The sequence below is a fragment of the Sphingomonas sp. GC_Shp_5 genome, from assembly GCF_026540855.1.
In the GTDB taxonomy this organism is placed as follows: domain Bacteria; phylum Pseudomonadota; class Alphaproteobacteria; order Sphingomonadales; family Sphingomonadaceae; genus Sphingomonas.
Map to the genome: position 1 here is coordinate 1 of NZ_JALNUP010000044.1, position 12696 is coordinate 12696.

10 protein-coding genes and 1 pseudogene are annotated in these 12696 nt (G+C 60.3%); 6 read left to right on the plus strand and 5 right to left on the minus strand.

Annotated features, from left to right (window positions below; translation table 11 throughout):
• The coding region (locus tag OXR60_RS19210; protein WP_267397641.1) for an EAL domain-containing protein at positions 1-610 on the plus strand (610 nt) is incomplete at its 5' end.
• 154 nt (positions 611-764) lie between these two features.
• Entirely contained in the window at positions 765-1187 is a 423-nt protein-coding gene (locus tag OXR60_RS19215; RefSeq protein ID WP_267397642.1) for a hypothetical protein, read from the plus strand.
• 167 nt (positions 1188-1354) lie between these two features.
• On the opposite strand, the gene OXR60_RS19220 is transcribed toward OXR60_RS19215, so the two are convergent.
• The 3 genes from OXR60_RS19220 to OXR60_RS19230 form a co-directional block, all read right to left on the minus strand.
• Positions 1355-1705 carry a response regulator gene (locus OXR60_RS19220; protein WP_267397643.1) on the minus strand — a complete coding sequence of 117 codons (351 nt, stop codon included), beginning with the start codon at positions 1703-1705 and terminating at the stop codon, positions 1355-1357.
• A gap of 138 nt (positions 1706-1843) precedes the next feature.
• Positions 1844-3376, minus strand: a complete 1533-nt coding sequence (locus OXR60_RS19225) for a PAS domain S-box protein (protein WP_267397644.1) — start codon at positions 3374-3376, stop codon at positions 1844-1846.
• A 59-nt stretch (positions 3377-3435) separates the two neighbouring features.
• Positions 3436-3618 carry a hypothetical protein gene (locus OXR60_RS19230; RefSeq protein WP_267397646.1) on the minus strand — a complete coding sequence of 61 codons (183 nt, stop codon included), beginning with the start codon at positions 3616-3618 and terminating at the stop codon, positions 3436-3438.
• Positions 3619-4119: 501 nt separating this feature from the next.
• Here OXR60_RS19230 and OXR60_RS19235 point away from each other — a divergent pair.
• The 4 genes from OXR60_RS19235 to OXR60_RS19250 all read left to right on the plus strand — a co-directional run bounded on the left by OXR60_RS19235 (position 4120) and on the right by OXR60_RS19250 (position 9844).
• Positions 4120-8226: an autotransporter domain-containing protein gene (locus OXR60_RS19235; protein WP_267397647.1), complete on the plus strand. Its 4107-nt coding sequence runs from the start codon at positions 4120-4122 to the stop codon at positions 8224-8226.
• Between the two features lie 253 nt (positions 8227-8479).
• The gene (locus OXR60_RS19240) at positions 8480-9088 is read left to right on the plus strand and encodes a sigma-70 family RNA polymerase sigma factor (protein WP_267397648.1); all 609 of its coding nucleotides are present in this window, start codon (positions 8480-8482) and stop codon (positions 9086-9088) included.
• A gap of 48 nt (positions 9089-9136) precedes the next feature.
• Complete coding sequence (locus OXR60_RS19245) at positions 9137-9517, plus strand: hypothetical protein (RefSeq protein WP_267397649.1); 381 nt, start codon at positions 9137-9139, stop codon at positions 9515-9517.
• A 198-nt stretch (positions 9518-9715) separates the two neighbouring features.
• Positions 9716-9844 carry a hypothetical protein gene (locus tag OXR60_RS19250; protein ID WP_267397650.1) on the plus strand — a complete coding sequence of 43 codons (129 nt, stop codon included), beginning with the start codon at positions 9716-9718 and terminating at the stop codon, positions 9842-9844.
• A gap of 140 nt (positions 9845-9984) precedes the next feature.
• On the opposite strand, the pseudogene OXR60_RS19255 reads toward OXR60_RS19250, so the two are convergent.
• Both OXR60_RS19255 and OXR60_RS19260 read right to left on the minus strand, forming a co-directional pair.
• Positions 9985-10930: pseudogene (locus OXR60_RS19255) on the minus strand (IS630 family transposase).
• Between the two features lie 109 nt (positions 10931-11039).
• Positions 11040-12509, minus strand: a complete 1470-nt coding sequence (locus OXR60_RS19260; RefSeq protein WP_267397651.1) for a helix-turn-helix transcriptional regulator — start codon at positions 12507-12509, stop codon at positions 11040-11042.
• Between the last annotated feature and the right edge of the window lie 187 nt (positions 12510-12696).

Sequence of the window (12696 nt, forward strand, 5' to 3'; positions counted from 1 at the left end):
CCTCGACCGCATGCCTCTCGCGGCTGCAGTAGGCACCTGGGTGCTACGAACTGCCATCGCCCAAGCCGCGCAATGGATGCGGGCGGGTACGCCGATCCGGGTCGGGGTAAACCTCTTTGCAGCACAATTCCGTTCTGGAAGCTTGCCCGAGCGTATCGCTGCAAAGCTGGGCGAGAACAATCTGCCCGCCAATTTGATTGAGATCGAGCTCACTGAAACGATTGCGGTCAAGAACAGCAGCATGGTCAAGACAGCCTTGAGCGCCCTGCGGCAGCAGGGGATCGGCATTGCCCTGGATGATTTTGGTACCGGCTATGCATCGCTCAGCGTTCTTAAAGAGCTGCCCGTTACGCGATTGAAGATCGACAAGTCCTTTGTTGAGGGCATGGTGGCCGGGAGCCCGGATGCTGTAGTTGTCGACTCGATATTGCGGATGGGTCAGAGCTTCCGCCTGGACGTCACAGCCGAAGGCATTGAGACCGTCGAGCAGCAGGAATGGTTGAAGCGCTCGGGATGCGCCGAAGGGCAGGGATATCTCTACGGCCGCGCCATGTCTGCGGACGATCTTGGCCATCTCATCGCCGAGCAGGCATCCGGCTTGGCCGCCTAGATCATAAATATACGACAGTGATACTTCCCCTCATGAACATGAGCTGCAGGGTGCATTCCGAGCCGGTTCAGCCGGAGAGGTGCATTACGATCTCAAGCCAGCACGAACGGGATCAATGTTGACCATTTCGTGATTGGCCTTGAGGATAAAGGTCATGATTGCCCGGTTCAAGAAGATCACGCTCGCCCTTGCCCTTGGCGCCTCCGCACTCGCGGTTGCCGCGCCAGCCGAGGCGCAGCATTATGGCGACTATCACGGCCGCGACAACGCCGGCACCGCTGTCATTGCCAGCGTTGCGGGTCTTGCCATCGGCGCAGCGCTCGCCTCGAGCGCCAATCGTCGCGACGATGGTTATTACTACGACGAGGGCTATGACGGCCCGGTCGTGGCATATGCCCCGGTTTATGACGGCTACTATGAGGGCGGTTACCGCGGCTACGTCAACCGTGATTACAACGGCTATCGCGGCGACTATCGCGGGGGCCGGGGTTATGACGAACGCCGCAATCACCGCGACGACCATCATCATGATCGCGACAACTACGGCCGCGGCGGTGGAGATGGCTACCGCCGTTGACGGAGTGACGGGTGCGGCAGGGCGACCTGCGCACCCGCTTTCGTATTTGTCAGCTTCAATCGCTACAGGTGCCGTCCTCGCTGCGGTTTCGTAGCTGAAGCGGCAGCAGACGCTGTCTTTAGAAGAGGTGCACCCCACCTTCCTGGGGATAGCACCCACCCCCTCGATCAGTGTGGAACGACCCGCTGGAACACCGTTATGGCTTCGTGGTAGCTGAACGGTTTAGCCAAAACGGCGATTGGCGGGTTTGGCCAGCTACACAGCTCCGGGTTTGCAGAGATGAAGATGACGGGAACTTTGCCTATCTGCTGAGTAATCTGCTCAACGGCTCGTGGCCCTGTCCCCTTGAGGAGCCGCATATCTGATGTGATCACTGAAGGACGCTGCTGAAGAGCCAAGCTCACGGCATCGTGTTCCGTCGCGGCAACGGCGAACGATGTTGCTCCCGCCTCCTCCAGGATATCCTGGAGGAACAGTGCGATCATGGGTTCATCTTCAATGATCAAGACGTGGCACATGGCTTCCTGGTTCGCACGGTTAATTTACGTTAACTCGCTGGATCGGCAAGCGATCCCAGGACCAGAGCTTTTCTTGCACAAGGGGTGCCGGGTCGAGGCACTTGAGAATGGCGCCATTCGGCCGCCCTGCCGCCTGGACTATCTGAGCTGGGCGGCATCCACTTCTACCAGCCAGCGAACCCCAGCGGGATCATAGCTAAGTTCGCTGAATCCCCCGAACGAACGCCCGATGCTATCGATCAGCCTGGTTCCGAACCCCCTGCGGGTAGGCGCCAATACAATCGGGCCGCCCGCCTCAGCCCAAGTAAGGATCAGCTTTTCGCCTGCTTGCTGCCTGTCTAGCGTCCATTGCACCATTACCTTGCCATCCGGCAGCGACAACGCACCATATTTCAGGGCATTCGTTGCCAGCTCGTGCAACACGAGCGTGAAGGACAGCGCCGCTGGCGCGCCAATGGCGACTGGATCACCTCCTATCGCAACCCGCTCACCGTCGTTGATCGAGGCAAGCGCCGTCGTCACAACCCGGCCGAGATCTGATGCTAGCCCGCTGTAGGCGGTGAGTAGGTCCTGCGCCTGCGTCAAAGCCTGGAATCGTTCGGACACGCTCGCGCGTGCATCATCCAACGTGACAGCCGAACGCAGCGACTGATGCACGATCGCCTGTACCATCGCCATCAAGTTCTTCATGCGGTGTGCGAGTTCACCGGTCAGGATCGCCTGCTGCTCGGCCGCCTGCTCACGCTCATGCACGTCGATGACGACACTGACCGCGCCAATTATATGACCTCGTTCATCCCGGAGGGGTACGGAACTAATCTCAGTACGCAGCCTGCTGCCGTCCGGCCGCTCGATCAGAAAAGGAGCGGCATGAGTTTCTATGCCATGCCGGATCGCCTGAACCTGCGGGTAATCGTCCAGCGCGTAGGGTCTGCCATCGTCCTTGATGGCGCCGGCGCCGAGATAACGATCGACCCCGCCAGCGGAGAAGTCGCGACCAGTTAAGCGGCGCATCTGCTCGTTGATCAGAACAGATTCGCCTGACGGCGCGGACGCCAGCGACAGACCAACTGGCGCGTTTTCGAATACGGCCTCCAAGGTAGCACGATCGAACGCGAGTTCCTCCGCCATCGCTTTCAGTGCTTGTTCTGCGCGATGCTGCTCGCTGCGATCACGCAGAATCTTGATGAACCCGATCTGCTGGCTGTCGACTTCTAGCGGCATCGTCAGGACATTGGCCCAAAAGCCAGTCCCGTCCTTGCGAAAGTGAAGCCGTTCATCCTCGCTGCGACCGGTAATGGCAGCATTCACCATCTCCCGGCTAGGAGTTCCGGACCCGATATCTTCGGGTGTGAAGAAGATGTGGGCGGGCTTGCCCAGCATCTCCTCCTCAGTCCAGCCCAAGGTCTGGCAGGCGCCTTCGTTCCAGCTCGTCACCAGCCCCTTCAGGTCAAGTGAGATGATTGCGTGTTCCGTCGAGCTATCAATGATTGCCCGACGGAACGCCTCGCCCTTGGCCAGATCGCTGGTCGTGCCACGGAGCTGCGCGATCTCAGCCTGATAGCTTCTGCGCTGCTCGATATGACGCCGATAGGCCTGCTGAAGGCGTGCATTGGCACGCTCCAGCGCGGTTTCCAGTTCCTCGTAGCTCGGCCTCGCACTCTCCACCATCCGAAAGACATAGCAGGCCGCAAAGCTGACAGGGAAGGGCCCCCACGGGATCGCCGCGCTCACAGATCAGCAGACGGCCAGCCAAGAGCGCAATCCGCTAAGACATCAGCTGTAACGGAGGTGTAGCCGGTGGGCTGTACAGCGCGCGCTGCATCGTTATTAATGAGATCGCTGATGGATATGGCGTAATGCGGCCCGATGGAAAAACGCGTTTGGGCTTTCTCATTCTCCCAAATATTCATTGGTCAAATCTTCCTTGGCATGCCTGCTCACTGAACATTTGCTGTCAGGTCCAAGGTATTCAGCCGGAACTCCTAGGTTTGCAAAGAACCCAGCGGCGGTAGTACCGTTAACAACGCTTGGGGCGAACAAGTGCTGCTCGAGGGCGTAACGCTGCTCCGGGGCCTATTTGAGGATCACACAATTGCGCGTAGTTCCAGATCTGTAAAGATCGACACAAATTAGAAAGTAGCAAGTTGCTCATCTAAGCGCCGCCTGGAAGACCAGGTTTTCATGCCTCGATGTTGCGGTAAGCGCAGCTGCGCATTCAACGACTATCGACGGCGCTTCGCCAGGGCGGTACCAAGGGCACCAACAAACTAGCATTTGGACCGAGTCGGTACATTGCGCAAAGCGGTTTTGAAATGCGCAGCCTATTTTACTGATGATTAATCTGGAAGAACCACTGTCGCCCCATAACCGCTCACCGATTTTGCCCGGTGCGAGCCAAATGGAGGTTTCTCATGAAGAACAATCTGAGGAATGGCGCCAGCCGGATTGCAACCTCTTGGATGCTTACGCCGATGGCGATGATCGGTGCCGGAGTTCTCACTGCGCCACCCGCTCACGCGCAACTGCTCTGTGTGCCCGAAGCCGGCATCAACATAATGTGTGGGACCAGTCCTGATCCAGTGACGCCTGGAGCTGCAGTGCCGACCGCTCCAGCTCCAATTATCGGCCCCGCAGTCGTCACCCTGGTCGCGGGCCTTAATTCTAATGCCGGCATTGATCTGACGACGATCGGGACGGCCGCTGATCTCACATTGACCCCTGTTACTACTGCAGTCGTCAATTCTGTAGACCAGCCCGCGCTAGCGCTCACCTCGGGTGGCGGCATTAATGCCCGGGTCACCAGCCTCACCACAAATGGCACCGGTGCGACCGGCGCAGTGCTACGAGCTGTCGATACCGTGCTGTTCACCGTCGATGATCTCGTATCCACCGCAGGTGACAACGCTCCCGGTGTGGATGCTCAAGGTGGCAGCGTGGCGGTCAATGCTGGTGACATCATCACCACTGGCAACAATTCGAACGGCGCGCAGCTGCTCGCGATCTCCGGCCCGGCGCTGCTTAATGCCGATCTGATCGATACGTCGGGCAACCTGTCCACTGCTGCGCTCGTGCGTGCTGCTGGTGATGTAGACGTTGATGTCGGCGTGCTACGCACGTCCGGAGGCCAGGCCCTCGGTCTAAATGTCGCGACCGACCCAGCGGCTTGCGTGCTGCTCGGCAACGGTGGTTGCAGCGTGACGGCAGCCGCCGACCAGATCACCACCAACGGCTTCGGCGGTATCGGTGCGCTGATCACTGCTGCAGCCCCTGTAGCACTCAATGTCGGCGTGCTGCAGACTAACGGCGATCAGGCAGCGGGCATCAATTTGCTCGCTGATCCGACGATCTGCGCAACGCTCGGTGCCGGAGCCTGCGATGCCAACTTCACGGTTGGCAACTTGGTCACCAACGGCGCCAACTCGCCAGGTGCGCTGATCCGCGCAGCGGGCAACGTTACCGGATCGGTGGACGTGCTCCAGACCAACGGCGCTAATGCTATCGGGCTGGATCTGGCTTCCGATCCCGATGCGTGCGTTCTGCTAGGGGCTGGCAATTGCGGCACATCCTTCGATGTTGGCCAGCTGACCACGTCAGGGGCGGGGGCCACCGGCGTGCTTGCTCGCGTCGTTGGGCCGACTACCGGGCGCATCGGCCTGCTCGAGACCGGCGGCGACAATGCCAACGGCATCGACATTGCGGCCGACCCTGCCGCTTGCGTGCTGCTGGGTAGTGGCGCTTGCGACATCGATCTGGCCGCCGATCAAGTCAGTACCACCGGTGATGGTGCGTTAGGCGTGGTGATCAACGCTCCTGCAAGGATCCTGGCCAACTTGGGCGCGGTCAGCACCTCGGGCGACAACGCAACAGCTGTGCGCATCATCACCGATCCGGCGGTATGCCTGGTGCTCGGACCTGGATCCTGCGCGGCGGACGTCGCCACAGGCCCGATCACTACCGGGGGCGACGGCTCGGACGGCGTTGATGTGAATGGTGGCGGCGACCCCGTCACGGTGGGTACCGGCGACGTAAGCACTGGCGGCGATGATGCGGACGGCGTTGATGTGAGCGGCAGCGGCCCGATCACTGTCTCAACCGGCAATGTGACGACTGGAGGGAATGGCTCGACCGGCGTCATCGTCGATGGCGGCGCAGGCCCCATCATCGTTACCACCGGCGATGTCACGACGGCGGGCAACGACTCACCCGGCGTTGACGTAAGTGGCGATGGCACGATCAACGTCACGACCGGAGATGTGACCACAGGGGGCGACCGATCGACTGGGGTCATCGTCGATGGGGGCGCCGGCGATATTGTGGTGAGCACAGGCAATGTCTCGACCACGGGTGCGGGATCGACCGGGGTCGACGTTGCCGGTGCCGGACCCATCGCAGTGACGACCGGCGATGTCACGACAGGAGGCGATGGCGCTACCGGTCTTGCAATTGGCGGTGGAGGCGGCCCGATTACGCTGACCTTCGGCAATGTTGTCACGACCGGCGATGATGCCCCAGGGGCAAATGTCGCCGGCACAGGCGCGATTACGGTCAGCGGATCGAGCGTCACCACCAGTGGTGCCCGTTCAGATGGGTTGGGAATCACAGGTGGGATAGGCCCGGTAGCGGTCACCGTCGGCCCGGTAGTCACTAACGGCGACGATGCCAATGGCATAACCGTAGCGACAACCGACGGTGCGCAGACGATCTTCGCCGGGCCGGTCACAGTCACTGGTCTTGGCAGCAACGCCATTGTGGCTACGGGAACCGGATGCAGCGCGGTCAGCATCACCGCTTCGGGCGCGGTTAGCGCCACGCAGGGCACTGCAATTGCCGCCTCAAGTGCGTGCGGGGTTGCCGTCACGACGCTGGCGGGTGCTCCCGTATCCGGTCAGGCGGCGGGGATCGCCGTCACCTCCGGGACTGGATCGACAATCGCGATTGCAGACGTGGTGCAGGCGGCTGCTGGCCCGGCGATCAGCGCCAATGGCGCGGCTACCACCATCACGGTCGGCCAATCGGGGCAGATCAACGGCTATGTCGATCTTACCGCAGGTGACGACACGCTCATCAACAATGGCGTCTTCGAAGCGGTTGGCGATAGCGCGTTTGGCGACGGAGTGGATACGCTGGTCAACAACGGGCTGTTCACCGTCCGTCGCCGAGCGACTACGGCAGGAGCGGTGACGCTGGCGGGCCTAGAGACCTTCACGAATGCCGGATTGGTTGACCTGCGCAATGGCGTCGCCGGCGACACACTCACTGTGCCCGGCAGCTTTGTCGGTAACTCGGGCAGCGCGCTCGGGCTGGATGTGTCGGTCACCGCTGCGGGGGCTACGGCCGATAAGCTGGTGATAGGCGGGGCGGCGACTGGTTCCACGCAGATCAGCTTGCAGTCGCTCGCCAGCAATCCCGGCGTTCTCGTCAACAACCTCGTCGTCGTCGATGCCGGAGCGGGTAGTACGGCAGGAGCATTCAGCCTCGCTGGCGGGACGATCGTCGATGGCCTGATCGGCTATTCGTTGGTGTTCGATCCTGCAGCGGCCACCTATGGACTCTACGGCACACCAACCGGACAAGCCTACGAGTTCGTCAAGCTCGGTAGTGGCGCGCGAGAGGTGTTCTATCGCGGCAGTGACGCTGTTTCCGGGCATCTCCAGACGGTCCGGGACGCCACGGCAGGCAGTGGCGATGAGCCGCGACGTGGATCGGCTTTGTGGGGCCAGATGTACGGCTCGGTCGATCGTGATCACGCGAGCCAGACCTTCACCGCCTTCGGCCAGCCGGTCGATGCCGATCTTGCCCACAGCCAAGACTATTATGGCGGTCAGTTCGGGCTAGACCTAGGTAGCTTCGGGTTTAAAGGGACCGTGCTTGGCATCACGGGGGGCTACACCAATTCAACCCTGAGCTTTGCAGCAACCGCTGATCGTTTCGGATATCAGGCTGTAAACGGCGGTATCTACGCGGGGATTGAAGCAGGTCCCTTCTTCCTCAATGCTCTTGGCAAGTATGAGCATTATTGGATCGACGTGCGAATGCCTTCGGTCGGGATCCGGCAGAAGATCGACGGCCATGGCTATGGTGGCATGGCGCAGGCGGGGCTGAGGTTCGGCAGCGACCGGTTCTTCGCCGAGCCGAGTGTTTCGGTGGATTATGTGCGTTCCTCAATCGACCAGGTGGTCGCCGCCCCAACCACGCTTGACTTCGCTGATGCTGATGGCCTGCGTGGCCGTGCTGGCCTGCGCCTGGGGTCAAAGATGATCAACGGCGCCACCGCGACCAACATCTACGTGAAAGGAGAGGCAATCCACGAATTTAGGGGCCGGGACGCGGTCTCCTTCGGCAATGGCGGATATGATCTCAACTTCGCCAACCAACGGCTCGGTACTTATGGCCGCGGCACCGTCGGGGTGACGATCGACAGTGGCGCTCGCGTAGCAGGCTTCCTGGAGGCGTTCGGTGATGCAGGCGATGATTACAAGGGCGGCGGCGGCCGTGCTGGGTTGTCGGTTAGATTCTGATTGCGGCTACGGCTGGCGGCAAGCGCGATGTTTGCCGTCAGCAACTCGATCAAGCTGCGCATCGACATAAGCTGAAGCAAGCATGGGCGTTCGCCTCGCGCCCATTGTCTTGTGCGCGCAGCCGCATTGATCGGGTTGAACAGGTGGATAGCGTCACCCACATACTGTGGCACATGCGAAAGCCAGTAGGCGGTTAGTGTAACCCGTCCGCGAAACATCAGGCTTATCGCGCGTGCCTCTCTAAACCGTCGTCATGCCTTCTGCACCTGTAAATCATTCTCTTCAGATTAGCGACGACGTCTTCGCTTCAATGCTGAGCGATCAATCGCCTATGTTACGGGCTTTCGCTCGCCGACTGACAAGGGGCGATACTGATGCCGAGGATCTCAGCCAGGAAACGATGCTGCGGTGCTGGTCTGCTCGCCACGGGTTTCAGCCGGGCACGAACTTCGCGGCCTGGAGCCGCACTGTGATGCGCAACCGCTTTCTGACCGATCGGCAGAGGGGCGGCCGTCAGGTTTGTTTGCCAGACGAGGCATTTGATAGAATGGAGGGCATGGCTGGCGGGCAGGACGATGCGGTCAACTTGACCGACGTCGCATGGGCGCTTTCCCAACTTAGTGAGGAGCAGCGGGAGGCTGTGTTGCTGTCGGGGCAGGGGGCGTCAATCCGAGACGGTGCGCACCATTTCTCGATCAGCGAAGCCTCATATAAAAGCCGCGTGTCTCGCGGACGCTCCCGGCTGCGCGAGTTGATCGACAACGGACGCGTTTCCGCGCAGGTTCATCCCGCTCACGTGCAGGCGCATGCCGCTTCGACCAGGCGCAAGTCACGGTATCGCGCGGGAATGATGATCGGCTAAGATCGTGCCATCTGATCCGCTAAGCTTAGCCTGGTGGGAGCATCTATTGTGAACCGTTCGGCAGGCGGCGAGTTAGTGCTGAAGGCCTCACACATCGGGTGGAGGAGGTCTGCCAGCGTCGCCAAGAAGGACAAGAAAATGCGCTTCAAACACACCCTTGCGGTCACTGCCGCACTTGCCCTTTCCTGCGGTAGCCCTGCGCTCGCTCAGACGGTTCAGCAAACCAAGGTGGACCACGATACGAGCGTAAAAAACGGGGTGGCCACTACCAAGACGAAGATCACTCACACCACCAAGCGAAAGACGCATCGGCCCAAAAAGGTGCTAGGCGTAAAGGTCGGCCATAAAACCGTGACCCGTAAGACCGTTCGCGAAACCTCCGTCAGCACCAATGGTGATCGTAGCACCACCGTCAAAACGTCACATTAATAGCAAGCTTTGTCTGCGCTTCATTTAACCGAGCGCAGACAAGCTAGTCTGGTTTGGCCTGGTGGCGAACGCCTTCACACGTTTGGCTGGGCAAGACACATCGAGTGAAAGCGTTCCTACATGGCCAACGCCGAACAATCTAAGCCGCATAATAGATCACCTCAAGTAGGCTATCGACTTGATCCTAGCCGACTTTGGATGCTGCCCGACTTCGAGCTTGTGGCCGAGCACGACCAGCTTTTTCCCGAGCAAGACGATTTGCTCGCGCAAGCGATCCGAAACGAGTTCAATCGCCGGGGACTCGGGGTATCGGAGGCATCGCCCTGAACCTCACATCAGCCTGAAAATATTGGCGCGTTTAAGCTACCAAGCGTGTAGATAATTGCGCTAATACAGGAATAATATTGCCTCAGGGCAAACGATTGCAAATTGCGATCGCTTCCGTCTACAACTAGAGCGGATTCCATTCAGTGTGGGTCATAGCCGCAAGAGCTGAAGTAGTTGGCGCATTCTTGTGGCTGGAACAGATCGACCAGTTTGGCGATGAGGGACCAAAGCCCGGACACGGTCCGCTCACCAGCTTTGCGGAGCATGGCCTTGAGGCGGGAGAAGGCCTTCTCGATCGGGTTGAAGTCGGGGCTGTATGGCGGGAGGAACAGCAGGCGGGCGCCGGCTGCCTTGATCAGGTCGCGGACGCTGGCGCGCTTGTGGCTGGACAGGTTGTCCATGATGACCACGTCGCCGCGCCTGAGGTCGGGGACGAGGACCTGTCGAACATAGGCCTCGACCAGTCGCCGTTGATCGGGCCGTCGAGCACCATCGAGGCGACCATGCCGGTCATGCGCAGGCCCGCGACCAGCGTGGTAGTCTTGCGATGACCGTGCGGGTAGCCCATCCGCAACCGCTCGCCCCGGCGACAGCGGCCGTGGCTGCGGGTCATGTTGGTCGCCGTCCAGGTTTCGTCGATGAACACCAGCTGCTTGGGGTCGAGGTCGAGCTGACCCTCGAACCAGTCCTCGCGCGCGCTCAGGACGTCGGCACGATCCTGCTCGACCGCGTGCCCGGTCTTTTTTTGCGCGTGATGCCGTGCCGGGCAAAGAAGCGGTGCAGCGTCGAGATCGCCACCGTCAAGCCAACCTGGCCCAGTTCGCGACGCAGCTCATCCAGCGTGATGTCGCGCCGTGCTTCGTGCAGCGCCAGCACCGTCTCCCGATGCGCCTCGATCCGCCGAGACCGCGTGTCCCCGCCCTGCGGCCTGGCGGCATAGGTGCCTGTGCTGCGGCGCTGGTCGTGCCACCGGATCACCGTCGCCGCAGCCACACCAAACCGCGTCGCCGCAGCCCGACAACTCATTCCCTCGTCAACCGCGGCCAGTGCCCGCGACCGAAGATCCATCGACAACGGCTTGCCCATCCATGCCGGCCTCCATCCAGCCAGCACCGTGAATCAGATCAGCGCGCCTGTGTGAATCCCTCTTCGACTCAGGTCGGCCGGAAAACGCTCTAGCCACGTATTTACGTGACTACGCAATTCCGCGGTCGCGAGCCCAGGCAGCGGCCGCGGTACGTCGATTTACACCGATCTTGGTATAGATGCTCGCCACGTGATTACGCACCGTGTTGCCTGACAAGGAAAGTCGCTGCATAATGGCTTTGTCGTCCAGCCCTTCACAAATGGCGCTCAGCACCTCCCGCTCGCGCGGTGTTAGATCGGGCAAATCGTTACGCTCATGATTGCCACGCGGGTTCTTGAGGCTGGCGAGTTTGTCGACGATCGAGCGGCTGAACCAACTCGCATCCTTCATCACGGCTTCAATTGCTTCAACGAGTTCGAGCTCGCTGCTCCGTCGAGCAGAAATGTCTTGGAACAGCCACAGGGTGCAATGCTCACCACGAAGCGACATGCGCTCGGCCGAAAGTAGACAATCTACCGGCTGGTTCTTGGCATCGAGCAGCCGAACATCGCGGTTGCGAATGCCACCTGATCGTTCGACTTCGGCCTCAACGGCGTTTCGCTCCTCAACCTTTGCCCAAAGCTCCGGATCGCCAGCAGCGCGGCCGAGAAAGCTAGTCGCCGTATACCCTGTTAGCCGCCAGAAAGCCTCATTTCCTTCAATCATCCTATGACCATCAGGGGACGTCAACGCCATCGCAACTGGCGCCATGCGGAACAGGGTGGAGAAATGGGCTTCACTGTCGCGAAGAGATCGTTCTGCCCGTCGCCGCGGCTCAAGGTTGGTAAAGGTGAACAGCATACACTTGTCATCGCCAATCTCGATGGGCTGTCCGGCAACAACCACCAGCGACTCATGGCCGTTGGGCAGCAGCAATTTTGCCTCCATTTGCGGGATAGTCTTGCCGGTCTCTAGCCGTTCCTTGGCGATGTGCAGCCGCTCGGCACCACGAAGTACGTCAAGATCGTACAAGCTGCGGCCAACTACGCCCGTGCGCGCGTAGCCCGTCATCTCTAGGAAGCCGCCGTTGGCGCGGACGAACCTGTGGTCGGCTAAACGCAGGATGACAGCTGGAGCAGGATTCGCCTGGAACATGGCTTCGAACCGCTCTTCAGCGTCAAATTGCTCTGAGACATCCTGTATGACCAGTGCCAGGCAGTCCGGTTCGCCATCCTCCCCTGTCATCACGACGTCCCGCACATGATGGGTCCATCGGGGCTCCTGAGCGCCACTGGCAGAAACCTCCACAATGATATCCGGAATGTCCTCGCCGGCAAGCACCCTCATGACCGGGTAATCACGGCTGGTAAGGCGATGGCCATTGCGGTCGCTCAGGGCGAAGCGTTTGGCATATTCGTCCGCACTTGCGCCAAGTCCGTCGAGGCTGTCGATCCCGTGCATCGTCAAGGCAGCACTGTTTGCCCAAATGATGCTGCCTGAGAGATCAATCAGGATAACCCCCGCGGACAGCCCGCCAATCAATTGCTCAAGATGATTAAGGGTATTGCCGGCGAGGGAGCGAGGAAGCGGTTCATCCATGTTCCCATAGTGCAGCGGACCCACTGAGGTTCCTGATGGCGTCTATCGCCAGGGATCTACCGCTGAAGCCTAGTACTTTACTACTAGCTGTAACGCCGGGCGGATCCTCGGTCTTGGAACACCTGCCTGGAGCAGCTGTTGAAGCGGCTTAACCACAAGGTCAGCCATGTCCGACGAACTGCGCATA

What these genes read in the sequence shown, in the direction of transcription:
- OXR60_RS19215 (WP_267397642.1), top strand. Translation starts at nt 765, where the DNA reads ATGATTGCCCGGTTCAAGAAGATCACGCTCGCCCTTGCCCTTGGCGCC.
- OXR60_RS19220 (WP_267397643.1), bottom strand. Translation starts at nt 1,705, where the DNA reads ATGTGCCACGTCTTGATCATTGAAGATGAACCCATGATCGCACTGTTC.
- OXR60_RS19225 (WP_267397644.1), bottom strand. Translation starts at nt 3,376, where the DNA reads ATGGTGGAGAGTGCGAGGCCGAGCTACGAGGAACTGGAAACCGCGCTG.
- OXR60_RS19230 (WP_267397646.1), bottom strand. Translation starts at nt 3,618, where the DNA reads ATGAATATTTGGGAGAATGAGAAAGCCCAAACGCGTTTTTCCATCGGG.
- OXR60_RS19235 (WP_267397647.1), top strand. Translation starts at nt 4,120, where the DNA reads ATGAAGAACAATCTGAGGAATGGCGCCAGCCGGATTGCAACCTCTTGG.
- OXR60_RS19240 (WP_267397648.1), top strand. Translation starts at nt 8,480, where the DNA reads ATGCCTTCTGCACCTGTAAATCATTCTCTTCAGATTAGCGACGACGTC.
- OXR60_RS19250 (WP_267397650.1), top strand. Translation starts at nt 9,716, where the DNA reads ATGCTGCCCGACTTCGAGCTTGTGGCCGAGCACGACCAGCTTTTTCCC.
- OXR60_RS19260 (WP_267397651.1), bottom strand. Translation starts at nt 12,509, where the DNA reads ATGGATGAACCGCTTCCTCGCTCCCTCGCCGGCAATACCCTTAATCAT.